General features: G+C 63.5%; 18 protein-coding genes and 1 pseudogene. 6 read left to right on the plus strand and 13 right to left on the minus strand.

Going from position 1 to position 23626, the window contains the following annotated elements; all coding sequences use genetic code 11:
• Positions 1 to 141 precede the first annotated feature (141 nt).
• The 4 genes and pseudogenes from O1Q03_RS08635 to O1Q03_RS08650 all read left to right on the plus strand — a co-directional run bounded on the left by O1Q03_RS08635 (position 142) and on the right by O1Q03_RS08650 (position 6244).
• A complete protein-coding gene (locus O1Q03_RS08635; RefSeq protein ID WP_269502794.1) occupies positions 142 to 2928 on the plus strand; it encodes a type VI secretion system Vgr family protein in 2787 nt (928 codons plus the stop codon).
• A gap of 35 nt (positions 2929 to 2963) precedes the next feature.
• A pseudogene (locus tag O1Q03_RS08640) lies at positions 2964 to 4911 on the plus strand (esterase/lipase family protein).
• A gap of 74 nt (positions 4912 to 4985) precedes the next feature.
• Positions 4986 to 5945 carry a T6SS immunity protein Tli4 family protein gene (locus O1Q03_RS08645; RefSeq protein ID WP_269502796.1) on the plus strand — a complete coding sequence of 320 codons (960 nt, stop codon included), beginning with the start codon at positions 4986 to 4988 and terminating at the stop codon, positions 5943 to 5945.
• 11 nt (positions 5946 to 5956) lie between these two features.
• Positions 5957 to 6244, plus strand: a complete 288-nt coding sequence (locus O1Q03_RS08650) for a PAAR domain-containing protein (RefSeq protein ID WP_269502797.1) — start codon at positions 5957 to 5959, stop codon at positions 6242 to 6244.
• Between the two features lie 197 nt (positions 6245 to 6441).
• Here the strand turns inward: O1Q03_RS08650 and O1Q03_RS08655 are convergent, their stop codons facing one another.
• From O1Q03_RS08655 to fdhA, 12 genes are all read right to left on the minus strand, one after another.
• Positions 6442 to 7491, minus strand: coding sequence for a porin (locus tag O1Q03_RS08655; protein ID WP_269502798.1), 1050 nt, complete (start codon positions 7489 to 7491; stop codon positions 6442 to 6444).
• A gap of 155 nt (positions 7492 to 7646) precedes the next feature.
• Positions 7647 to 8591 (minus strand): quaternary amine ABC transporter ATP-binding protein, encoded by a 945-nt coding sequence (locus O1Q03_RS08660; RefSeq protein ID WP_269502799.1) that lies wholly within the window; start codon positions 8589 to 8591, stop codon positions 7647 to 7649.
• A 4-nt stretch (positions 8592 to 8595) separates the two neighbouring features.
• Positions 8596 to 9459, minus strand: a complete 864-nt coding sequence (locus O1Q03_RS08665) for an ABC transporter permease (protein ID WP_269502800.1) — start codon at positions 9457 to 9459, stop codon at positions 8596 to 8598.
• 128 nt (positions 9460 to 9587) lie between these two features.
• Positions 9588 to 10730, minus strand: a complete 1143-nt coding sequence (locus O1Q03_RS08670; protein ID WP_269502801.1) for a glycine betaine ABC transporter substrate-binding protein — start codon at positions 10728 to 10730, stop codon at positions 9588 to 9590.
• Between the two features lie 52 nt (positions 10731 to 10782).
• A complete protein-coding gene (locus O1Q03_RS08675; RefSeq protein WP_269502803.1) occupies positions 10783 to 12033 on the minus strand; it encodes an aromatic ring-hydroxylating oxygenase subunit alpha in 1251 nt (416 codons plus the stop codon).
• 578 nt (positions 12034 to 12611) lie between these two features.
• Positions 12612 to 13949 (minus strand): spinster family MFS transporter, encoded by a 1338-nt coding sequence (locus tag O1Q03_RS08680; protein WP_269502805.1) that lies wholly within the window; start codon positions 13947 to 13949, stop codon positions 12612 to 12614.
• A gap of 30 nt (positions 13950 to 13979) precedes the next feature.
• Complete coding sequence (locus tag O1Q03_RS08685; protein WP_269502806.1) at positions 13980 to 15314, minus strand: NAD(P)/FAD-dependent oxidoreductase; 1335 nt, start codon at positions 15312 to 15314, stop codon at positions 13980 to 13982.
• A 31-nt stretch (positions 15315 to 15345) separates the two neighbouring features.
• On the minus strand, positions 15346 to 15684 hold the full coding sequence (locus O1Q03_RS08690) for a hypothetical protein (protein WP_269502807.1): 339 nt from the start codon (positions 15682 to 15684) through the stop codon (positions 15346 to 15348).
• A 175-nt stretch (positions 15685 to 15859) separates the two neighbouring features.
• A complete protein-coding gene (locus O1Q03_RS08695; RefSeq protein ID WP_269502808.1) occupies positions 15860 to 16273 on the minus strand; it encodes a RidA family protein in 414 nt (137 codons plus the stop codon).
• 54 nt (positions 16274 to 16327) lie between these two features.
• Positions 16328 to 17542, minus strand: a complete 1215-nt coding sequence (locus tag O1Q03_RS08700; protein WP_269502809.1) for an amino acid aminotransferase — start codon at positions 17540 to 17542, stop codon at positions 16328 to 16330.
• A gap of 55 nt (positions 17543 to 17597) precedes the next feature.
• Complete coding sequence (kynA, locus tag O1Q03_RS08705; protein WP_269502810.1) at positions 17598 to 18467, minus strand: tryptophan 2,3-dioxygenase; 870 nt, start codon at positions 18465 to 18467, stop codon at positions 17598 to 17600.
• An 87-nt stretch (positions 18468 to 18554) separates the two neighbouring features.
• Positions 18555 to 19757 carry a formaldehyde dehydrogenase, glutathione-independent gene (fdhA, locus tag O1Q03_RS08710; RefSeq protein WP_269502811.1) on the minus strand — a complete coding sequence of 401 codons (1203 nt, stop codon included), beginning with the start codon at positions 19755 to 19757 and terminating at the stop codon, positions 18555 to 18557.
• Between the two features lie 524 nt (positions 19758 to 20281).
• Here fdhA and O1Q03_RS08715 point away from each other — a divergent pair.
• Together O1Q03_RS08715 and O1Q03_RS08720 are read left to right on the plus strand one after the other, a co-directional pair.
• Positions 20282 to 21526 carry an aromatic ring-hydroxylating oxygenase subunit alpha gene (locus tag O1Q03_RS08715; RefSeq protein ID WP_269502812.1) on the plus strand — a complete coding sequence of 415 codons (1245 nt, stop codon included), beginning with the start codon at positions 20282 to 20284 and terminating at the stop codon, positions 21524 to 21526.
• Positions 21523 to 22557, plus strand: a complete 1035-nt coding sequence (locus O1Q03_RS08720; RefSeq protein ID WP_269502813.1) for a flavin reductase family protein — start codon at positions 21523 to 21525, stop codon at positions 22555 to 22557. The genes O1Q03_RS08715 and O1Q03_RS08720 overlap by 4 nt, the downstream gene beginning before the upstream one ends.
• Before the next feature lie 12 nt (positions 22558 to 22569).
• On the opposite strand, the gene O1Q03_RS08725 is transcribed toward O1Q03_RS08720, so the two are convergent.
• The gene (locus O1Q03_RS08725; protein ID WP_269502814.1) at positions 22570 to 23481 is read right to left on the minus strand and encodes a LysR substrate-binding domain-containing protein; all 912 of its coding nucleotides are present in this window, start codon (positions 23479 to 23481) and stop codon (positions 22570 to 22572) included.
• Between the last annotated feature and the right edge of the window lie 145 nt (positions 23482 to 23626).

Raw genomic sequence — 23626 nt, forward strand, 5'->3', positions numbered from 1 at the left:
ATGCTCGTCGACTTGCCGCGCCCCCGTCGAGATCGGGACGTGACTATGTGACAATCGCTGAAGTTCTGCGTCATTGACTTTGCGTAAAATACGCCTCACCGCATTTTTGCGGAAAATTCTAGAAAAAATATTGAGAGAAAAATGGTGCTCAGATCACCCGCGCTCGGGGAGCTGAAATATCGCGATCTGTATAACGCGATCCACCGGGGGCTATTGCAACGCGACCGCCTGTTGAAGCTGGACACGCCGCTCGGCCCGAACGTGCTGATCCCGTTACGTGCGTGCGGATCGGCGCGGATCGGCCGCGACTACAACTGGACGATCGACGTTGCGTCGCTACGCGACGACACCGCGCTGCTGTCGTTGATGCACCAGCCCGTCACGTTATGGATCCAGCAGCCCACCTCCCCGTTTGCCGACTCCGTCTATCGCCCGGTCCACGGCTTTGTTCATCGGGTCGGCTACCTGGGCGGGGACGGTGGGTTGTCGACGTACCAGCTCGAATTTTCGTCGGCGCTGGTGTTCCTGGGCGGCACGCACAACGACGAAGGCTGGCTCGAACAGACGGCGCAGGACATCGTGTCCGATCTCCTCAATCGCTATCCGCAGCTGCAGGGCCGATTCCGCTTCAACCTCGACCGCGAGCCAGCGGTACGCTCGTGGTGCCGGCAGAGTGAAACAGATCTGCATTTCTTCCACCGCCTGCTCGAAGACGAGGGCTGGTATTGCTACTGGGTTCACGAGCCGGTCCGCGACCGCGAGACACCCAACACTACGCTGGTGATCGTCGACAAGGTCGCGGCGCTGCCCAACGCGAAGCCGGCCGACTTCGTGCACGGCGCCGGCGACAACGAGGCGGTGAACGGGTTCACGCACTGGGCGGCAATGCAGACGATGCAGAGCCTGCGGTACGAGTCCAGCTCGTTCGATTACAAACGCCCCGCGTCCCGCTTCGAAGCGGCGGGTACGCTCGCGTCGGTCGGTTACGTCACGGATGACGGCCGGCACCCGGCGCAGCAGAACCGAATTCCGAACGCGCCGATGACGGTCTATGAACCGACCGCGTACGGCTACCCCGATTCCGGCAGCGGCGGCGCCCGTGCGCGCCGACGCGTGCAGGGCTGGGATGCACGCGCCCGGCGCTACTTCGGGGTCGGCGGTCTGCGCTGGCTCGATGCGGGGTCGCGCTTCGTGCTGAACGATCATCCGCGCCATCGGGAACGCGACGGCACCGGCCGCACGCTCCTTGTCGTCGAGGCACGATGGTTCATCGAGAACAACGTGCCGATCGGCCAGCCGCTGAGCGAATTCCCGCTCAGCCTGCGTGCAACGCTGGCCAAGCAGCAGGCAGCACACGGCGCACGCTTCACGACGCCCGGCCACGCCGAGGACGGTATGGCTGGCTTCTTCGCGCTCGAGGTGGAGGCGCAGGACGCGCGGGTGGAGTTTCGCAGCCCGTTCGATCATCCGAAGCCGGCGATGTCGATCGAGCACGCGCTCGTCGTCACGCAGCAGGGCATCGAGGCCTGGTCGAACGAGCGGAATCAGGTCCGCGTGCATTTCGCGTGGGACCGGAAAAATCCGGACGGTGCGTTCAATGCGTCGCCGCTGCTGTCGTCGATGCAGGCGGACACCGGCAACGGGTACGGTGCGGTGCACGTACCGCGCGCGGGCGAATGGGTGCTTGTCGGCTACTGGAGCAATGACTGTGACAAGCCCTTTATTTTGGGGCGCGTCAACGGCGGCACGACGCCATCGCAATGGCACACGAACGTGCTGCTGTCCGGGTTCCAGTCGCAGGGCTTCGGCAACACCGGCGCGTACAACGCGTTCGTGCATGACGACGCGATGAACCAGGGCGGCACGCGCCTCATCAGCTATACGGGCAAGAGCTACGCGGCGCTCACGCAGGGCTACCTGATCCAGCAGGACGGCAATTCGCGCGGTCGATATCTCGGCCAAGGCTTCGTGCTGCACGCCGACGAATACGGCGCCGTGCGGGCGAGCAAGGGGCTGTCGATCAGCACACACGCAAAAGCCTACGACGACGAGCAGCTCAGTGTCGACGAAGCCCGCACGCGGCTGCAGCAAGTCGGCATGCTGGTGGAATCGCTGTCGAGCGCCAGCACGACCGCGCAAGCCGAATCACTGCAGGCCGGCCAGGACGCGCTCAAGGAGCTGACGACGGCCGTGCAGCACGCAGTGTCCGGACAGACGTCGGGTGGTGTCACGGCCGGCGGCGGCACCGGCAACGCGAACAGCTTCGCGAAACCCGTGATCGTGATCGCGACACCGGCGGATTTTGCGGCCGTGGCGGACCGCTCCGCGCACGTGTTGGCGGAAGCGGAAATCAACGTGGTCGGCGGCGAAAATATCCACCTGGCAAGCGGCAAGTCGTTGATCGCGGCCGCGGCCGAGAAGATCAGCCTGTTCGTGCAGAAGGCAGGCATGAAGCTGTTCGCCGCGAAGGGCCCGATCGAGGTGTCGGCTCACACCGACGAAATCAAGCTGAACTCGGCCAAGGATACGTCGCTGTTCAGTAAGAAGCGGATCGTGATCGAGGCGACCGAGGAACTGATTTTCAAGTGCGGTGGCTCGTACATCCGCATCACGAAGGACGGCATCGAGGACGGCACGCGGGGTGGCCGCACGATCAAGTCGGCGTCGTTCAGCCGACAGGGGCCCAGCTCGGTCGCCGAGCACATGAACAGCCTGCCGACGGCCAAGTTCAACGATCCGTATGTGCTGCGCGATCGCATCTCCGGCGAGGTGCTGAAAAACCACCCGTACGAGCTGATCCGCGGCGATGGAACAAAGTTGTCCGGGATGACAAACGAGCTCGGACATATCACCGAGCAGAAGAGCGAGGATATCGAGAAGCTGGCGGTGCGCGCGTTGCGGCCGAAGCCGAATGGTCCTGCGGCATGAATCCGACCATCGATGCGCGAATTTGAATAACGACAATGAGCGATAACACAAATCAATCCGGTGGCGGTTCGCCGTTCAGCGACGACGCCGAGCAAGAAGTCGTGCGGCAAGTTGGGCGCACGGACAAGGACGGCGCGTCGGTCGGGCACTTCACGCTGACGCCGGCGAGCGACACGCGGCAAAAGGAACTGCTGTGCGACGTACGGCCGATCATTCCGGTGATCTTCCTGCCGGGCGTGATGGGCTCGCCATTGGTCAACACGGAAACCGGCGACGAGATGTTTTTTGCGCCGAACACGGACGGCATGCTCGGGAAAGCGGGCGCATTGCCGGCATTGATTGGCATGTGGTTCAAGGGCGCGTCCTCGCGGGAAAGACAGTTCGACCCGACCGTGGCCGCGGTGACCCCGTTCGGTCCGATCCGTGCCGGCAAACTCCAACAGGATGACAAGGAAGACCAGTATGTAGACGAGGCTGAGGCGCGTCGACGCGGCTGGGGCTCGGTGTACCGATCGAGCTATCAACCAATGCTGGCGTGGCTCGAGGAACAACTGAACGAGCCGAAGTATCTGGGTAAGCACAAGGGAGCGTGGATTGAAACCGACCCCGACGGCAAGAAGTGGACGCTCAAGCCCGTGCTCGGCACCGAGCCGGCCGACTACGGTGCAACCGACGCCGGCGCGCAAGGCCGGGGACAGGCGATCACGGAAGAGTCGGCAGTGTTCGAGCATTTCGCGAAATACCGGTACCGGGTGTATGCAATCGGCTACAACTGGCTGCAATCGAATGAGAAGTCCGCGAAGCAGGTCATCGATGGCATGGATTTCGAGGACAAGAAAACCGGCAAGAAGATGCGACTGATGGGCATCAACGAGATCATCGAGGAGAACCATAGTGGCAAGGCGATTATCCTCACGCACTCGATGGGCGGGCTGGTCGCACGCATGGCGATCGCGATGCACGGCGCGGCGGATCTGATGCACGGCGTGTTCCACAACGTGCTGCCGGCGACTGGGGCGCCGATCGCCGCGAAGCGGTTCCGCACTGGTGGTGGCAGCGAAGGCGGGGTGAACGGCTATCAATGGCGCCCTGCTCGGCAGCAACGCGGACGAGTTCGTGGCGGTGGCCGCAAACGCACCGGGTGCGCTCGAACTGTTGCCGATGCCGGATTACCACAATGGCGGGGCATGGTGGATCTTTGCGCGGCTCGACGGCACCCCGGTGATGAAGTTGCCGAAGGAGGGCGATGTATACAACGAGCTTTATATTAATCAAGATTGGTACGGCTTGGTTCCGAAGCAATCGTCTTCGTTGCTTGATCCTGCTGGAATTGTGAAGGATCGCCTTGATAAAGGGCGAACCAAAAAGACAGTGGTTGAGAATTTTGCAGAAACAATGCTATCCGTGATAGGAAATCAATACGCAATAAAAAACAAATACCACGATAAAACATATGTAGCATATGGGGATGGGCCGCTGAAACCCAAGAAATCAACCGCATCCAGCGATGACCACGGCAAACCCAAGATCGAAAAAAGCGAAAAGCTCGAGGATCTGTTGGCCTGGGGCACGGTGATCTGGAAAGGGAATATACCGCCGGATGTGACGGAAGAAGAACTGCGCGCCGCGCGGTTCCTGGCGGAGAAACACGACGATTCCCACACCGGCACGCTGCGCGTGCACCTGGACTCTCGCAATGTCACTATCGAATTCGAGGTGCAGAAGGTAGCGAAGCTGCCGCCGGGCAGCGACGCGCCCGATCCCAAAAAAAATGGCATCGTGCCAGGTGACGGAACGGTGCCGGTCTGGTCGGCCGAAGCCCCCGCGCGCAGCGTCGACGGCGGAGCGGCTCCAGGCGTACAAATGGTGTTTGACCAAGGAGGCTATGTGCATCAGGAGAGCTATAACCATCCGTGGGCGCGCTGGGCGCTCCTCTACAGCATCGTGCAAATCGCGCAGGATGCCCCGGAGCCGAAATGCTGACGCGAATTGGTCGACTTCTCTTTGTAGTGGCGGGCGTGTGCGCCTGTTCGATAACGTTCTCCGGGGAACCAACCATGACGAATCCCTTGCTGTCCAAGTCGCGCCCGTGGTGCGTCGGTCGCTTCGTGTTCGACCGGCCAGTGGCAAGCGAAATCACGAATCAACGATACGAGTTTTGGGGAGATACGTTGGAGACGCAGTACGACGTATCGCCTGTCGTCTATCACACCACGGTTGATGGCTTGGAAAGGGAATTGCGCACAAAGCGCCGCTTTAATCCTGCGAATCCAGAAGATAAAGCAGGCCATATTTGGCTTGAGACCGCACTTTCCCCCACACAAATGTCAAAAGTTTTTTCTTATCAAGAAGGGGTAGCAAAAGCGGTGAAATTGCCATTCAAGACAGAGGGTTATATTTACGAAAACAACACCTTGTTCCATACAACTGGATCAATTGGCTCAGGTGGTTTGGACAAGTTTGAGCCTGTGTACACCGATCTCTATCGGCGTATCAAAGCGCGCGATAACTGGTCGGTACCGACCGAATCGGGATTCTGCTTCGACGGCGGAATTGCCGCGGGCTCGTCAACGTATACCGAGGAAGTGAGCCAGTCGATTGCGCTGATGCCCGGACGGCCAGCGCTGCTCGTCATTAAGATGCGAGATTCAGTCAACGCGGATCAGAAAGAATCACTGACCAAGACGTTGCCCGCCCTGCGCGCGCAGATGGATCGCGTGTCGAGCGGCAGCTACCGAATCCTGCGACAAGGCAAACGCACGGTGGCCGGGATGGACGCCGAGGAAGTCCTGTTCGCGCTGAAGGAAGGCGACATCACGTCCTATCGCTTCTACCTGCTCGCGCCAGGCGATCCGAGCACGCTGGCGAAACCTCATACGGCTATTCAGTTGCTGCTCGGTGCGAGCAGCCCCGACTTGAAGCCGGACGAAGCGACGTCACCGGTCGATGAGGCCGGCGCGCTGCAAACGTGGGAGACGCTGCTGAACAGCCTGCGCCTGCGGCCGGGCGCGGTCTGAGCGGAGCCGACATGCGACGTTACGACATCGTGAAGGGCGACACGACGACGGTCGGCGGTATTGTGCAAGGCGGCGATGGCGCCGATTTGATCGGAGGTCGAGAGCAAGCTTACGAGCACGATCCGGTGTGGTGCCCCGTCTGCAAGACATTGGGCAAGATCGCGTGCGCCGGCCCACGGATTTCCACCACCGGGCCGGACGGGCGAGAAGCGGCATTGAGTGACGATCTCTGCATGTGCGCGTGTCCCACCCCACCGAAACTGGTGGCGTCGCAGTCGGTGTCGTACATCGATGTCTGAACCGAGGAAACGCGTTCCGGTAAATACACCGGATCCGAACTTCGCGATGACGATTCCACATTTCCTCGAACCCAGCGGGATTGCTTTGCCTGATGGGCGGCTTTTCTCCAAGGAACGCGAGTTAAACGTGTTTGGTGATCCGCTCGACACGCAGGACGTCTTCAACCTCGCGATCACGCTCGCCGCCCTTCCCGTCCTCAGAACTTGTGCCGGATGCCGACGCGCACCGCGGTCTGCACGTTCGTATTCGACGATGCGCCCAATGCGGCCTCGGCCTGCGTCCCGAAGCCATGATCGTGCGCCAGCGTGCCGACCAGATAAACGTCCGTTCGTTTCGACAGGAAATAGTCGGCGCTCAGGATGAGCTGGTTCGCGCTGCCCACGTCGTTGTTGCGGGTCTGGTACTGCAACCCGCCGGCGAGCGACAGCGCCGGCGTCAGCTGATAGCTCGCGCCGCCCTCGAACGTCGTCGCGCGGGCCTTGTCGCCGCTCGACAGCCGCACGTCGGTGACATAGCCGAACACGCGGGCCTTGCCGATGTTGTACGCGGCGCCCGCGGCATATTCGACCGAATTGGCGGTAGCCGTCGCGTTATGGATCGACATGTACGCGAGTGCCGCGCTGAGCGGCCCGTTCGCATAGCTCACGTAGAAATTGCTGGAACTGTCCCGGCCCAACGACCCCGCGACGTTACCGAAGCCGTACATCGCGCCGAACGTAAAGCCGCCGATCGTCGGCGACTCGTACTTCACCGCATTGTTGACGAGATCGCCCCACACGCGGTTATCGAGCGCGTAACCGCCCGATGCGTAGGTCGGCAGGCTCCAGCCCATCAGGCCGGCCGGCGTATTCGCGGCGATCGCATAGGCCGGGAAGTAGTAGCCGATGAAATCGTACTGACGGCCGAGCGTCACCGTGCCCCAGTTGCCGGCCAGGCCGACGAACGATTGCAGGCCGAACTCCGCGCCGCCTGCCAGCAACTTGCCGGTGCCGACGTCGAACGCGCTTTCGAGGGTAAAGATCGCCTTCATGCCGCCGCCGAGATCCTCGCTGCCGCGCATGCCCCAGCGGCTCGATTGCGCGACCCCTGACTGAAACTGAATCGACGCGCCCTTGCCCGACGAATCGTTGACGTGATTGGTATAGGTCACGCCGGCGTCGATCAGGCCGTAAAGCGTGACGGACGATTGCGCCCAGGCCGCGCCGCAGACCAATGTCGACGAGACGGCAAGCACGAGTTTTTTCATTCTGGACTCCTCTATTATTGACTGATGAAACGGGAATTTTTCCGAACCTGTTTCGAGCCGGCAGAGCGCGGCTGCCGGGTGGGATCCGCCGCCCGCCGGCGCGACGGCATTGCGGGGTCGCCGCGCATGCGCGAACGACTGCGCAACGCTCGATCTCAGCTAGCTTCCACGAAACGGCGCACGTAATCGTTGGCAGGCGCGCTGCGAATCTCGTCCGGCGTGCCGACCTGGATGACGACGCCGTCCTTCATGATCGCGATCCGCGAACCGATCTTCATCGCCTCGTCGAGATCGTGCGTGATGAACACGATCGTCCGCTTCAGTTCGGCCTGCATTTCCAGCAGGATGTCCTGCATTTCGCTGCGAATCAGCGGATCCAGCGCGCTGAACGCCTCGTCCATCAGCAGCACGTCGGGCTCGGAGACGAGCGCCCGCGCCAGCCCGACCCGTTGTCGCATGCCGCCCGACAGTTCATCCGGGTACTTGCGCTCGTATCCCTTGAGCCCGAGCCGGCCGTTGATCCAGTCGCGCGCAACCTTGTCGGATTCCGCTTTGGCGTCGCCGCGGATCCAGCGACCGAACACCACGTTCTCGAGCACCGTCTTGTGCGGCAGGAGCGCAAAGCTCTGAAACACCATGCCGATGTGACGGCGCCGCATCTCGCGCAGTGCGTGCGAGCCGAGACGCAGAACGTCGGTGCCGCGGAACAGCAATTCGCCGGAATTGGGCTCGATGAGCCGGTTGAAATGACGCACGAGCGTCGATTTCCCCGATCCGGACAGCCCCATGATCACGAAGATCTCGCCTTCACGAATCGACAGCGACACGTCGCGCACGGCAACGTTGCAACCGGTCTGCTGAAGAATGTCGTCTTTCGGCATGCCGGTTCGCGCCATCGCGAGCGCCTCGTCGACGCGTCCACGGTGCGGGCTGAAAACCTTGTACAGGTGGCGCAGCTCGAGTATCGGCACGTCGGTCGTGCGGCCGGCTGTGCCGGGAGCGGTGCCTGATGCGCGTCGAGCCACGGTTTGCCCGTGCGAGACGGCGGCCGAATCGTCGTCGAGCGACGCTCGGGTATTGCGAAGCGTAGAAGATTTCATGGCGTCACTTCCGAACTTGACGGCGGGCGCGCTTGCCCACGCCGAAAGACTGGGTAATCCGGTCGAACACGATCGCGAGTATCACGATGGCGGCGCCGGCCAGGATGCCCTGCCCCATATCGAGATTGTTGATACCGGACAGCACGTCCTCGCCAAGCCCGCGCGCACCGATCATCGATGCAATGACGACCATCGCGAGCGACATCATCACGGCCTGGTTGACGCCGGCCATGATCGACGGCATCGCGAGCGGCAGCTCGACCGCGACCAGCTGCTGCCAGGACGTGGCACCGAACGAACGCGATGCCTCGATGACGTCCTCCGGCACCTGGCGCAAGCCCAGGTCGGTCAAGCGCACGAGCGGCGGGAGCGCGTAGATCATCGTGGCGAAGATCGCCGGCACGCGGCCGAGCCCGAACAGCATCACGACCGGAATCAGATACACGAACGAAGGAAGCGTCTGCATCATGTCGAGCACGGGATTGCATACGCGCGCCAGAAACGGACTGCGGGAAATCGCAATTCCAGCGGGGACGCCGACGAGCGTCGTCAGGATCAGCGCGGTCAGCATGATCGCGCAGGTCGCCATCAGCTTGTCCCACAGCCCGAGGCAGCCGATTACGTAAGTCAGCGCCATCAGCAGCACCGCCAGTGCGAGACGGCGGGCGCCCGCCCACGCAACGACGCCGATGGCCGCAATGACCAGCGCAGGCGGCGTGGCCTTGAGCGCCGCTTCGACGGGATTGAGTGCATAGAGCAGCAATACGGCGCTCACGTGATGAAACACGTCGCCGTAGCGCGCAACGACACCGGTAAAAAACCGGTTGATCGCATCGCCGAGGTCGAGCGAATAGAAGATACCGTTCACAGCAATTCCTTTGTCTTTCGGGCGGGGGCCACGGGGGGCAGCGCCCGCGGCATCGCATGCACGTCACGACGGCGGCCCCCGAGCGTTGTCTGCTTACGCCGCCGCGCACATAGCGGCGGCTTCGCGTGTCACTTCAGGCTGGCCGTCACTTTTTGGGCGGCCGCAGGCGGCGCCCACTGGGCGACGAGCGAAGGATTCGCCTTCAGGAAATCCACCGCGGCCTGACGCGGTTGCACCTTCTCCGTCGCCATCCGCGCAATGGAGCTGTTCAGCGCGCCGGTCGAGAACTGCACCTTCTCGAACACTGACATCAACGCCGGGTCGGAATCCGCGACCGAATTCGACACCACGACGCGCAGCGAGGTCGGCGGCGAAGCGGAGCCGCACGGATTCGAATCCTTGCTCCCGTTGATGGTCTTCCAGCAGGCTGCGTTGTACGCGGGCTCGTCGAGCTTGACGGCACGGAAACGACCGAGGATCGTCGACGGCTCCCAGTAATAGAACAGGATCGGCTTGCCGCGCGTGAAGGCCGATTCGATCGCGGCGTCGAGCGCAGGCCCCGAGCCCGGGTGGAAGTCCGCGTATGCGCCACCGATCTTGTACGCCTTCATCTTCTGCTCGGTGTCGGACTCGCACTGCCAGCCGATCGGGCAGTTGTACAAGCGGCCACGCGACGGATCTTCCGGATCGGCGAATACCGATTTGTACCGCGGGAGATCCGCGACGCTCTTCAGGTCGGGCGCAAGCGGCTTGATGCCGCGTGCGGGGTCGCCCTTGATCACGTACTCGGGCACGTAATAGCCTTCGACGCTGCCGCCGTTGACGAGCGACCCGACGATCTTGACGCGCCCGTCCTGGACCGCCTTCTCATACGCCGGCGTACGACCGGCCCAATATTCGACCATCACGTTCAGGTCACCGGTCGTGATCGCCTGCAACGCGATCGCATTGGTCGCGCTCATCAGCTCGGTCTTGCAGCCGTAGCCCTTCTCGAGCACGTAGCGCACCACCTCGGTCATGAACTTGGCGCTGTCCCAGCCCATCTCGGCGAACTTGACCGGCTTGGCCGTCGAGCACCATGAGGACTGCGTAGTGTCTGCCGCATGCGCTTGAGAGCCTGCGAATGCTGCTGCGCCGATGCCGCATGCGACGAGCTTACGTACCGCCTTGACCTGGAAAATCCGTTCGAACATGTTCTCCTCCGCCCGATGATTGATCTGGATGACCGGCTTCGCCGCGTGGATCCGCGGCACGGCCGGGTTGATGCTCACTGCTGGGTGTCCACCGCGTGCCGGCGCGGATCGACCCGTTCACGATCGCCGCTCATGCGGCATGAACCGGCAACATCGGGCGCGACTGTGCGAGGCCATCGCGCATCGCGCCGAGATACCAGTCGATGAAGGCCATCACGCCGCTCTCGACGAGCGGCGAATACTGCCCCGGTTCATAGCCGTTCGAGTTGATGCCGAGCTGGTTCGTCTCGACGAGCCGCTGATCCTGTTCGTTCGTCGCCTTCCATACCGCCGTCAGCGTGTCGAGGTCGTAGTCGACGCCTTCGACCGCGTCTTCGTGGACGAGCCATTTCGTCGTGACCTGCGTCTCGCGCGGGCCGAGCGGCAGCAGCCGGAATGCGATCGCGTGATCGCCGAGCGCGTGATTCCATGTATTCGGGAACCGCAGCAGGCGCAGCGAGCCGACGTCCTGCTCCGGCAGCGTGCCCATGACCCGGGTACAGGCCGGCTCGCCCGACATCGTGAACGACAGGCCGCGCTCCATCGCGGCCCGGATCAGCCGGTATTCCGGCGCCTCCTCGACCGGCGCATACGGCAATCCGGCCGCGCCCCAGCGCGCTTCGTCGCGCGCGGTCTTCTCGGCGAACAGCACACCGTCGGCGCCGTAGCGCGGATCGGTCGGCCCGTCGTACTCGGAGATCGTCCGCAGCAGTTCGGGGTGGTTCGCGCTGCAGTGATAACACTCGCGGTTGTTCTCGAGCACGAGCTTCCAGTTGCCCTTCTCGACGATGGTCGATTCGAACGCGACCTTGGCATGCTCGATGCCGTGCGGTGCGAGATACGGCGTGACGCGCCGGCTGAACGACGCAAAGTCGTCGGGTTGGTCGGCGAGGCTGATGAAGACATAGCCGGCCACGACTTCGCAGGCGACCGGCTTCAATGCATGCTGCGACGCATCGAACGCATCGCCCATGTTGCCGGCGAATGCGAGCCTGCCGTCGAGCCCGTACGTCCACTGGTGATACGGGCAAGTCAGCATGCGCGACGAGCCGCGCTCGCCCGCGCAGATTCTCGAACCGCGATGTCGGCAGGTGTTGTAGAACGCCCGGATCCCGCCGTCGCGATCGCGGATGACGACGATCGACGATTCGCCGACCGTCAACGTGAACCAGTCTCCAGCGCGCTTGATCTCGCACGACAGCCCGGCGAACAGCCAGTGGCGCGCCCAGATCAACGCCATGTCGGCAGCAAAAAGTTCGGAATCCTTGTAGAACGCCTGGGGCAACGGGCGGCCGGGCACACAGTCGGCCAGCAGCGCGTTGAGCTTCTTCGAATCGAACATTGAACGTCCCGCACGTCAGTCGTTGCATGCCGTCGTTTCCGGCGACACGGCGACACCGGTGTGTCGTTGCAACCATTTCATGACGACATAAACGGCTCGACAAATCACTATTTCTGGTTCGATGCATGACAATTCACATGCAAAGATCGTCAGACGGCGCTGAGCCTTCTGCATCAAGGCAGGTGCGTGAACCGCGCGAATCCGGTCGATGCATGCGGACGTCACCGGCTAGGTGTTAGTCCTTAAGCTGCGGCTTCCTTTTTTGGCGAACACGTTGGCCGAATCGACCGCGACGCGCCGTTGCTGCCGCGCATGCGTCGATGGCATACGGCGAATCGAGACGACGGAACGGAAGACGTGCGGGTCGATGCACGACCGCAAACGGGATGCTGTCGGCGAACGCCGACACAACGCGCGTTGCATGCGCGGAAAGACGCGACGAAATCGCGAAAGGAGCGACGTCGCTGGATGGAACGACGAACGCGCCCGAGCGGGCGCGACGTCGGTTGCGAGAAACCCGGCCACGCGCCGGGCACGTCCTCGCGGGGATCGTGTTACCTCGATCCCCTGTTCACGAATCAGGCGCCGCGCACGGGGGTGCCGTGAATCGCCGCGGATGACTGCTCTGCTTCACCCGAGCGCATATGGCGCGATGCCAGATAAAAATGCCACGCCGCCCAAAAGCCCGTCAGCGATACCAGCACAAGGACATATCGAAGCGACTCCGCGGGGTTCGCGATATGCGGCGCGATGGCGTCCGACAGAAACCCGACCGCTTGCGGCGCGATGACGAGATTCGCGACGTTCGTCACGAACACGATGATGCCGATGACCTGCCCGCGCATCGCCGCCGGCGTAAGGTTCTGCGCCATCGATGCGGACGGGCCGATATACACGTAGATCGTCGGCACGAAGATCCACAACATCAGGTGCGTCACCGGCAGCGACGTGGACGCGTACGCGACCAGCGAAGGCACGGTGGCCAGTGCGGTCACGAGCGCGACGAGCCGCGCCTGCGAAAAGCTCGATGACGCGCGCGGCCGGCTCAGGACCAGGGCGGTGCCGAGCATCGCGAGCCCTCCGCCGATCCCGTGAATCGCACCGAGAATCTCGCCGGCGTCGCCCACGCCGAGATGGAAACTCCGGACGAGGAACGACGGGGTCCACCACACGAGCCCCCAGCCCCAGAACGTCAGGACCGTGGTGCCGGCGATCGCGTGGAACAGCGCCTTGCTGCCGCGGATGTGACGCAGGGTATCCATCAGCCCCGCACGCGCGATCGCGCTTTCCGGCTTGTCGAACACGCCGCGGCGCGGCTCGCTGAAGCCGAGCATCAGGATCGCCGCGAGCGGGATGCCGATGCAACCGAACACCAGCAGGACCGCACGCCAACCGTGATGCTCGGCGATCCATCCGCCGCCCGCCGAGCCCATCAGCGCGCCGACCGCAGCGCCGACGGAAAAGAGGCTCATCGCCGTACCGCGCATCGCCGGGGAAAACTTGTCCGCGAGCAGGGAGACCGCGCACGGCATGCAACCGGCCTCGCCTATCCCGACGCCGATGCGCGACAGGAAGAACGTCAGCGCGCTGCTGCTCGCGCCGCACAGGACCGTGAAGCCCGACCAGACGGCCAGCGCGACGCTGATCATGCGCTTGCGGTTCACGCGGTCCGCGAGCAGGCCGAGCGGCACGCTCAGCGTGACGTAGAACAGCGCGATGGCCGTGCCGGTCAGGAACCCGACCTCACTGTCGGTCAGCCGGAATTCATGCTTGATGGGTTCGATCAAGGTCGACACCACATAACGGTCGGCAATGTTGACCGTATAGACCAGCGTCAGCAGGAACAGCACCCACCATTTCGTGGCGCTTCGTTCGCTCGCCGCCGGGGCTGCTTGATACCGTGTCTCGCTCTTCATGTTTGTCTGATGTCTCGCTGTCGTATTCGGCTACTTCTCGGTGCGGCCCATCCACTTCTGGGCCGCGAGGTAACTTCTCACACCGATGTCCAGGAACGGCCGTCGCGGCAACCGGTCCGGCGCGCCCAGCGCCAGCATGTCGCCGATCAGCGGATGCCCGGTGTCGCAGGCCAGCTCGGCGATGAGCGCGCCGGCCGTGGTTTGTTTCGCGATGCCGACGCCGTTGCAGTTGACCGCCGCATGGACGTTCTTCGCCAGTCGCCCCCAGCCGGGCGCGCCGTTCTGGCTCAGCGACAGGTAACCCGCCCAGAAATGCTCGAGCGACACGTGCTCCAGCATCGGAAAGCGGGCCTTGAACAGCACTGCGTGCGTGCGCTTCATGCGCTCGCGCAGCGATGCCGGGCAACGCAACGTCGGCGCAAACTGGAACCCGTACCGGAACAGGATGCGGAAGTCCTGCGTATAGCGCAACGTGGCGCCCGCGATCCCGTGAGCCGGCGTGATGCCCCAGTCGTGCGTGCCGCCGAGCCGCGCGCGCTCGTCCGGCGTCAACGGCCGCGACAGGCTCGCGAACAGCACGAACGGCAGCAACTGCCGTTCGAAATACCCGAAGCGATTGATGAACGCGTTGTTGGTGAGGATCGCGTTACGTGCGGACAACCGTACGCCGTTGCGCAACGTCGCCACGACGGGCGACCCCGGCTCGATATCGAGCACCGGCGAGTTCTCGAACAGCTGCACGTTCGCCGGAAGCGAATCGGCCAGCCCGCGCGACAGCGCGGCCGGATTCAGCAGCCGGGTGCCCGGCGTGTGGATCGCGCAATCGTAGTAGCGCGTGCCGAGCCGCGCGTGCAGCGCATCGCCGCGCAACACTTCGTACGGCTCGCCCAGTGCATCGAGTTCGGCGATCGTGGCGCCCAGCAGCGTGCGGGAAATCTCGGGCGACACCGCGCAGTCGTATCGGCCGCGTTTGCTCCACTGGCAGTCGATCGCGTTCGTGCTGACCAGCTCATCGAGCGTATCGATGCCATAGCGACTCAGTCGCTTGTGGCGATACCCTTTCTCCGTGTTGCCGGGATCGTGGTCGTTGTTGTGCGGCAGGTCGATCGCGAATCCGGCGTTCCGGCCATGCGCGCCCTCGCCGACCGTTTGCGCGTCGACGAGGGCGATTGTGTGGGACGGGTTCAGCAGCGCCAGCCGCCGGGCCGCCGACAAACCGGCATAGCCCGCGCCGACGACCAGCCAGTCGAAACTGTCCGACCGCTGCGCCGGGGCATGCGGCACGCGCGCGGGCAGGATCGCCGACCAGCCGTTCGTGTTGTCGTCCGCGGGAAGCAATTTCTCTGAGGATACTGAAGCATTCATGCTGCATTCCGTTTCGAGGGTCTCGTTTGCATCAGCCGGCCGTGACGACGAAGAAGAACTCCGCGTCGCGGCCGGAATACGTGACGACCGACCCGCGACTGAGCGACAGCACGTCGCCGGCCTGCGCAACCAGATGCCGGCCGCCGCAGGTCACGACGAAGGTGCCGTCGAGCACATGGATCACTTCGTCGTAGTCGAGTGTCTTGGGCGGCATCGCGCCCGCCTTCAACCGGCCGAAACCGGACGCCAGCGAATTGCCGGCGGAACGCACGGCCCACGCGATGCCGCCACCGCCGTCCTGCGCGCCGTCCCGTACTTCCCACACGGCATCATCGGCGCGTGTCAGCGCCGTCGTTGCAGAATCATTCATATGCACAATCGTCGATAAAGCCCGTTTGAATCCAATTCTAGAAAAGCGGCACCGCGCGCCGAAAGCCGAAATATCACATGCAAAGCATGCGGAAATGCGTGGAATCGACTGTCCATGCAGATGCTTCGACACCGGCGTGCCGCGTGCCGCTGCGGCTGCGGCTGCGGCTGCCACGTCACGAAGATCGCTCGCCGTCCGGCGATCGATCGCGGTGCCCAAGCCCCACGTACGCGACGATCTCGATCAGCATCTCCGGATGGACGAAGTCCTTCACCACCACGCTCAACCGATTCGGATAAGGCGGATGGAAAAACTCCCGGTAAACGCGATCGATCGCCGGCATGTGGGTCGCATCCTTCATATAAATCAATACCTGTGCGACGTCGGGCAGCTCCGCATCCGCTGCCGCGACTGCCCGCTGCAGATTCGAGAACGTCAGTCGCGCCTGCTCGTCGATCGCGCCGCCGCGGATGTTCCCGTCCATCGTCACCGGACCGTGCGCGGTGAAAAGCAGCCCGCCGGCTTGCGTCGCCCAGGAAAAGGGTTGATCAAGCGAAGGAAGGCCCGTGTCGATCGTTTTTCGAATCATGGCAAGTGGATGGAGGAATTGAAGGAAGGACCGGATCGCGCCGGACCGCCGCGCTCAGCTCGGCACGGCCGTTCGCTGCAGGATCACGTCGGCAATCGCTTCGCCGACGTACGCAACGTTGCGGTCGTTCAGTCCGGCGACGCAGATCCGGCCGGATTGGACAAGGTAGATCGACTTGCGCTCGCGCAGCGCGTCGACTTCGGTCGCGGTCAGTCCCGTGTAGCTGAACATCCCGCGCTGGTCCGTCAGATAGCTGGCGTCGACGTCCGGCGCGAGGGCTTCGAGCGCCGCGCGCAGCTTGTGCCGCATCGCCCTCATGCGCTGCTGCATGGCGGCGACTTCGCGCCGCCACTGCTGCGACAACGCCGGACTCGTCAGGATCGTGCGGACCAGTTGGGAGCCGAACGCGGGCGGGCTCGAATACACCTTTCTGACAGCGGCCTTCAGTTGCCCCTGCACCCGCGATGCGGTTTCCGCGTCGGGACAGACGATCGACAGCGCGCCGACGCGTTCGCCATAGAGCGAGAAGTTCTTCGAGAACGAGTTCGTCACGATGACCTGCAGCCCGGCGTCGACCATCCTGCGGATCGGCGCGGCGTCTTCGTCGAGTCCTTCGCCGAAACCCTGGTACGCCATGTCGACGAACGGCAGCAGATTGCGTCGCGTCAGGATCTCGATGATCCGCGCGAACTGCTGCGCCGACAGGTCCGCCCCGGTCGGGTTATGACACGACGGCTGCAACAGCACGATGCTGCGCTCGGGCAGCGTGTCGAGGGTCGCGATCATCCCGTCGAAATCGATGCCGTTGTTCCGAACGTCGAAGTACGGGTAGGTGTTGACGGCCACGCCGGCCGACTCGAGCAGTACGCGATGGTTGTCCCACGTCGGGTTGCCGATCCAGATCGCGCTGTCGGGCAGCGTGGCTTTCAGAAAGCGCGCCGCGATGTGAATCGCGCCCGAGCCGCCGACGGACTGGATCGTCGCGATACGGCCGGATGCGACCGCTTCCGAGCCGGCCCCGAACACGATGTCCTGGATCGCGGCCCGATACGCAGCGTCGCCTTCCATCGGCAGGTAGGTATGCGGCTTCGCCGCGTCGTGGACTATCGCGGCGGCACGCCTGACCGACGGCAGAACCGGAATCTGCCCGCCTTCGTCGTAATAGAGCCCGATACCGAGATTGGTCTTCTCGGGCCGGGTGTCGGCCAGGTACGCCTCCATCAGGGACAGAATCGGGTCGCCGGGATAGGCGTCTACGTGTTTGAACATTTCAAGTGATCCTGAATGAATTTCCGTGTCTTCTTGATCAGCGACGCGGCGCGAATCAGAGTTCCGTGCGCAGCTTCCACAGCTCCGGAAACAGGACGACGTCGAGCATCTTGCGCAGATATCCGACACCTTCCGTGCCGCCGGTGCCGCGCTTGAACCCGATCACGCGCTCGACCGTCGTCAGATGGCGGAAACGCCATTGCCGGAACGCGTCCTCGAGGTCGACGAGCTTTTCGGCCAGCTGGTAGAGGCTCCAGAACCGTTGCGGATCGCGGTACACCTGCAACCACGCATCGGCAACGGACGCGTTGTAGCGCGTCGGCTGGGTCCAGTCCGCGTCGAGACGGTCGCTATCGACGGGCAGGCCCGCGCGCGCCAGAAGCCGGACGCCTTCGTCGTACAGCGACGGCTGCTCGAGCGCATCGCGCAGCAGCGTCACGCTGTCGGGCCGATGTTCGTGCGGGCGTAGCATCGTGCCGTTCTTGTTGCCGAGGATGAATTCGATCTCCCGGTACTGGCACGACTGGAAGCCCGACGACAAGCCGAGGTAAGGCCGCATCGCCGTATATTCCGGCGGCGTCATCGTCGCGAGCACGCTCCACGCCTGAACGAGCTGATCCAGGATCCGCGACACCCGCGCGAGCATCTTGAACACCGGCTGAATTTCGTCGTTGCGAACGCCGATCCTGGACGCGCGCAGTTCGTGCAGCATCAGCTTCATCCACAGCTCGGATGTCTGGTGTTGAACGATGAACAGCAGCTCGTTGTGGTCGGGCGACAGCGGATGCTGCGCTTCGAGGATCTCGTCGAGATGAAGGTAATCGCCGTAACTCATCGACCGCGCAAAGTCGAGCTGCGCGTCGTGCCAGCCGCCGTCGGCCGCCGGCTTCGTGTCCGGCTCATGTCCCGAGAATGGGCATCCCATTGTGTATTCCTTAGTGCTTTGAATTCCGAAACCCGATGCACGATGCGACGCCCCGCATCTGTTTCCACCTGCTCCGGAGTGACTGGCTCACGCGGCGGACTTGAACACGCCGTGCGGATCGATAACGAATTTCTTCGGCACGCCGGCATCGAATTCCGCGTATCCGGCCGGCGCCTGGTCGAGATCGATCACGTTGACGTTCACGACATTGGCGATATCGAGGCGATCCCACAGAATGGCCTGCATCAGGCTGCGGTTGTATTTCATCACCGGCGTCTGGCCGGTAAAGAATGCATGCGACTTCGCCCACCCGAGCCCGAAGCGGACCGACAGGCTGCCCTTCTGCGCGGCGGCATCGCCCGCACCCGGATCGTCGGTCACGTACAGCCCCGGAATGCCGATCTTCCCGGCCACCCGCGTGACTTCCATCAGCGAATTCAGCACCGTTGCCGGCGCTTCGGCCTGCGAACCGGCGTGCCCGTGGCCGCGCGCTTCGAAGCCGACGCAATCGATCGCGCAATCGACTTCCGGCTCGCCGAGAAGATGCGCGATCTGGTCGGCCAGCGACGCGTCGTCGGAAAGATCGACCGTCTCGAACCCGACGCGCCGCGCATGCGCGAGCCGCGCGGGATTCACGTCGCCGACGATCGTGACCGCCGCACCGAGCAGCCGCGCCGATGCCGCGGCGGCCAGCCCGACCGGGCCGGCGCCCGCGACGTACACCGTCGAGCCCGGCGCCACGCCGGCGGTGACGGCGCCGTGATATCCGGTCGGCAGGATGTCGGACAGGCACGTGAGATCGCGAATCTTCGCCATCGCGCGATCGCGGTCCGGGAACTTGAGCAGGTTGAAGTCCGCGTAGGGCACCATCACGTACTCCGCCTGCCCGCCGATCCAGCCGCCCATGTCGACGTATCCGTACGCGCCGCCGGCTCGCGCGGGGTTCACGCCGAGACACACGCCAGTGTTCTGCGCCTTGCACATCGGACAGCGCCCGCACGCCACGTTGAACGGCACCGACACGAGATCGCCCTTTGCGAGCGTCAGCACGTCCGGACCGACCTCGATCACTTCACCCGTGATTTCGTGTCCGAGCACGAGCCCGGCCGGTGCGGTGGTCCGGCCGCGCACCATGTGCTGGTCGGAGCCGCAAATGTTGGTCGCGACGACCCGAAGGATGACCGCGTGATTGGCCTTGCGGCCGGCGGGATCGGACAGCTCCGGGAAGTCGATGTTGCGCACCTCGACCTTCCCGGGCCCGACATAAACCACTCCACGATTTCCTGACATGACGTCTCCGGATGTTGTTGTCGCCGGGAACCGGGAGCCGTCTGCGCGACGCGTGTCCTGATTCACGGCATTGCGAAAGCAGTGCGATGCAAGCGATGTCCCGCATCATCCGAGCCGCAAAATCCGTCGTCAAAGCAGTTTTTCTGATCTACCGCATGCGAATTTGCATACAAGGCCATTGCAGACCCGCGCCACGCTGTCGGACTCCGCGCTGTATGAAATTGTGCATGTCATCGACTCCCGGCGACAGCGCGGCGAATCGTGCAAGGGGAAGGCTCATGCACAACGTGCTGTCGGCATGGATTCGCGCATGAATCGCGGCTGGGCGGGCTTCCCCAAGCTGCGCCATCGAAATCAGCCGCCGTGAAGACCCTGAGCCCGCGGCACGTTTCCAACCTCACGAATGGCCACCAAAAATTCATGCAAAACATCAGTTTTCATCGGTTGCACGCACGCGTTCGAGCGGGTCAAATCTGCTCATCCATCCATTCGTTATTGCATTCGAAACCCAACCGAACACCACCATGCTGTCGAACAGTCAACTCAACTCGCTCATCGAGTCTCGCGTGGCCGGCCGGTCGCTGCCGCAGCCGTTCTACACCGACGACGCCGTGTACGAACGCGACCTCGAACTGATCTGGGAACGCCAATGGATCTTCGCCGGCGTCGCAGCGCAGATCCGCAAGCCCGGCAACTGGTTCACGCTCGAAGTGGGCGCAAGCTCGATCGTCGTGATCCGCGACCGCAGCAACACGATTCGCGCGTTCTACAACACGTGCCGGCATCGCGGCTCGCGAATCTGCGCCGGCGACGAAGGGTCGTCCGGGACGCTCGTGTGCCCGTATCACCAATGGACCTACGGTCTCGACGGCAAGCTGCTGTTCGCCCGTGAGATGGGCGTCGAGTTCGATGCATCGCAATACGCGCTGAAGCCCCTGCATTGCGAATCGGTCGAAGGCTACATCTTCATCTCGCTGGCCGCCACGCCCGCGCCGTTCGACGCATTCCGCACGCAGGTGGCGCCGTATATCCGGCCGCACGGGCTCAACAACGCGAAGGTCGCGTACCAGTCGACCATCGTCGAGAAGGGCAACTGGAAGCTCGTCCTCGAAAACAATCGCGAGTGCTACCACTGCTCCGCAAGCCACCCCGAACTGCTGCGCACGATTTCGGAGTTCGACGGGCCGACGGACCCGCGATTCGGCGGCGACTATGCGGAAAAGTGCGAGAAGGACGAAGCGCGCTGGACCGCGGCCGGCTTGCCGTACAAGCCCATCGAAACGTCCGACGGCTATCGGATGGTGCGCGCCGCGATGGAGCGCGGGCTGTCGTTCACGCTGAGCGGCGAGCTTGCATGCAGGAAGCTGCTCGGCACCAACGAGGACCCGGACGTCGGCTCGCTGCGGCTGCTGCGTTTTCCGAATACGTGGAATCACGTTCTGTCCGACCACGCGATCGCGTTCCGGCTGCTGCCGCTGAGCGCGACGGAGACACAGGTGACGACCTGGTGGCTCGTGAACGAAGCGGCCGTGGAAGGCGAAGACTATGACCTCGACGATCTCACCGCCGTCTGGAAGGCCACCAACGCGCAGGACCAGCGGCTCGTCGAAGCCAATCAGCAAGGCATCAACTCGAAGGGCTATCAGCCGGGCCCGTACTCGCCGCTCGTCGAGCGCGGCGTCACGGAGTTCATCGACTGGTATCTGGCGACGCTGAAGTCCGAGTTGACCAGCACGCCGAAGATCATTCCCGTGGAGTGCATCGCATGACGAACGGCAGCGCTTTCACCGACGCACGTTGCGTCGGCATTGCGCGCGAGAACTGGAACGTCAAGACCTTCCGGTTTTCGCTCGCGCCATCCCAGGAGCCGGCCCGGTTCGAGGCCGGGCAGTACGTGACGCTGAGCGTGGACACCGGCAGCGGGACGCTCTACCGGTGCTACACCATTTCATCGGCACCGGACGCGCACGGCAACGCGACGTTCGAGATCACGGTCAAGCGCTCGCCTGACGGCGCGGTCTCGACCTGGCTGCACGACCGGCTCGCTGTCGGCGACCACCTCCAGGTGTCCCGCCCCGCCGGCGACTTCGTATTGCCCGCCGATCCTGCCGAGCCTTTGCTGTTCATTGCGGGCGGCGTCGGCATCACTCCGCTGATGTCGATGGCGCGCGCGGTGTATGCGCGAGGCGGCCGCGCAAACATCCAGTTCCTGCAGTTCGTGCGCACGCCCGGCGACATCCTGTTCCATGACGAGTTATCGCGGATGGCGCGCGCATCGTGCGGGATCACGCCGCATTTCTACACGTCGGACGAAGTGAGCGCGGAATTTCCGTCGGGGATGCTGTCCGGAGAGTTGCTTGATCGCACGACGCCCGACTGGGCGTCGCGACGCGTGCTGTGCTGCGGGCCTGACGCGTTCATGTCCGTCATGCGCACGTTGTTTCTGGAGAACGGCGGCGCGCAATCGCGCTTCCACCAGGAGCGGTTTCAATTGCCCGAGCAAACCACCGCGCACGTGGCGGGCATGCTCGGCGTAGCGCGGCTCAGCTTGTCGCAATCGCGGCTCGCGCTCGACTGCCCGCCTGGAACGGTCATCCTCGACGCATTGCACGCATTGCCGAACGGCCCCAGGGTTCCGAACGCATGCCGTTCAGGCGTGTGCGGAACCTGCAAGCTTCGCAAGCTGGACGGGCGCGTCGAGATCAATCACAACGGCGGCATCACCGACGAAGAGATCGATGAGGGCTACATCCTGCCCTGCTGCTCCGTACCGCTGTCGGACGTCACGCTCGAACTCTGACGAAGCCGGCGTCTACGACCAGACGCTTTGATTCGCGAAGTCGATCAGCCAGCTCAGGAAGATCTTCGCGGGCGCGCTGAGCTCCTCGGTGTCCGCATAAACGATGTATTCGCACATCCCCGTCTTGACGGATACGTCCAGCGGCCGGACCAGCAGCGCGCCTCTGTCCTCCTGCGGAACACCGTACGCCCACGCCAGCGCCACGCCCTTCCCGCTGCAGGCCGCACGATAGACCAGGTCGTAGTGGGACAGCGTCAGGTTCTTTCTCACCGCGCGCTGCTGAACGCCGGCCCGTTCGAGCCACGTGTCCCACGAATTGGAATCCGCGCTGTCCGAGTCGTATTCGATCAGTTCGCAGTCCGTCAGATCCTGCACCGTGCGGATCTCGTGATCACGCTGATACGACGGCGAGCACACAGGAAAGATCACTTCTTCGAACAGCTTGACCTTCGCGAGGTTCGGCCAGTGTCCGTCGCCATAGCGAATCGCGAGGTCCACCGGCTCGTGCCACGGGTCGACCGGCGAATTGCTCGCGAGCACCCGAATGTCGATGTTCGGATGCTGCGTGCGGAATTCGAATATCGCGGGCATCAGCCAGAAGTTTGCCATCGCGTTGGTCGCGGCAATCGTGACCGTGCTGGTGTCGAGCGCCTCGATCATCGTCACGGCCCGGCGAATCGTATTCAGGCTTTGCGCGATGGCCTGCTGGAAGATGAGGCCGGCGCGCGTCAGTTGAATCTCCTTGTGCCGTCGCGTGAAGAGCGGCACGCCCATTCGTTCCTCGAGCACCTGGATCTGCCGGCTCACCGCGCCCTGCGACAGATGCAGTTCCTCCGCCGCCTTCGTGAAGCTCATCAACCTCGCCGACGCTTCGAATGCAGAAATCGTATTGAGCGGCGGCAACCGCTTGCGGGGCGTAGACAACGTACAGTCTCCAGGGGCGCGTATTGGTGGTGTGACACCAGGCTCGAAAGCCTCGATGGAGGACTGTACTGCATTCAAAATTCGAGGGCTACGGATTCGGGGAATCGACCGAATAGGGCATACCCTATACGCGCGTCAGCCGCGC

It is taken from the genome of Burkholderia sp. IMCC1007, assembly GCF_027257875.1.
In the GTDB taxonomy this organism is placed as follows: domain Bacteria; phylum Pseudomonadota; class Gammaproteobacteria; order Burkholderiales; family Burkholderiaceae; genus Burkholderia.

Bases quoted from the DNA above. Each gene is read 5' to 3' on its own strand.
- O1Q03_RS08635 (WP_269502794.1), top strand. From the start codon at position 142: ATGGTGCTCAGATCACCCGCGCTCGGGGAGCTGAAATATCGCGATCTG.
- O1Q03_RS08645 (WP_269502796.1), top strand. From the start codon at position 4,986: ATGACGAATCCCTTGCTGTCCAAGTCGCGCCCGTGGTGCGTCGGTCGC.
- O1Q03_RS08650 (WP_269502797.1), top strand. From the start codon at position 5,957: ATGCGACGTTACGACATCGTGAAGGGCGACACGACGACGGTCGGCGGT.
- O1Q03_RS08655 (WP_269502798.1), bottom strand. From the start codon at position 7,491: ATGAAAAAACTCGTGCTTGCCGTCTCGTCGACATTGGTCTGCGGCGCG.
- O1Q03_RS08660 (WP_269502799.1), bottom strand. From the start codon at position 8,591: ATGAAATCTTCTACGCTTCGCAATACCCGAGCGTCGCTCGACGACGAT.
- O1Q03_RS08675 (WP_269502803.1), bottom strand. From the start codon at position 12,033: ATGTTCGATTCGAAGAAGCTCAACGCGCTGCTGGCCGACTGTGTGCCC.
- O1Q03_RS08680 (WP_269502805.1), bottom strand. From the start codon at position 13,949: ATGAAGAGCGAGACACGGTATCAAGCAGCCCCGGCGGCGAGCGAACGA.
- O1Q03_RS08685 (WP_269502806.1), bottom strand. From the start codon at position 15,314: ATGAATGCTTCAGTATCCTCAGAGAAATTGCTTCCCGCGGACGACAAC.
- O1Q03_RS08690 (WP_269502807.1), bottom strand. From the start codon at position 15,684: ATGAATGATTCTGCAACGACGGCGCTGACACGCGCCGATGATGCCGTG.
- O1Q03_RS08695 (WP_269502808.1), bottom strand. From the start codon at position 16,273: ATGATTCGAAAAACGATCGACACGGGCCTTCCTTCGCTTGATCAACCC.
- O1Q03_RS08700 (WP_269502809.1), bottom strand. From the start codon at position 17,542: ATGTTCAAACACGTAGACGCCTATCCCGGCGACCCGATTCTGTCCCTG.
- kynA (WP_269502810.1), bottom strand. From the start codon at position 18,467: ATGGGATGCCCATTCTCGGGACATGAGCCGGACACGAAGCCGGCGGCC.
- fdhA (WP_269502811.1), bottom strand. From the start codon at position 19,757: ATGTCAGGAAATCGTGGAGTGGTTTATGTCGGGCCCGGGAAGGTCGAG.
- O1Q03_RS08715 (WP_269502812.1), top strand. From the start codon at position 20,282: ATGCTGTCGAACAGTCAACTCAACTCGCTCATCGAGTCTCGCGTGGCC.
- O1Q03_RS08720 (WP_269502813.1), top strand. From the start codon at position 21,523: ATGACGAACGGCAGCGCTTTCACCGACGCACGTTGCGTCGGCATTGCG.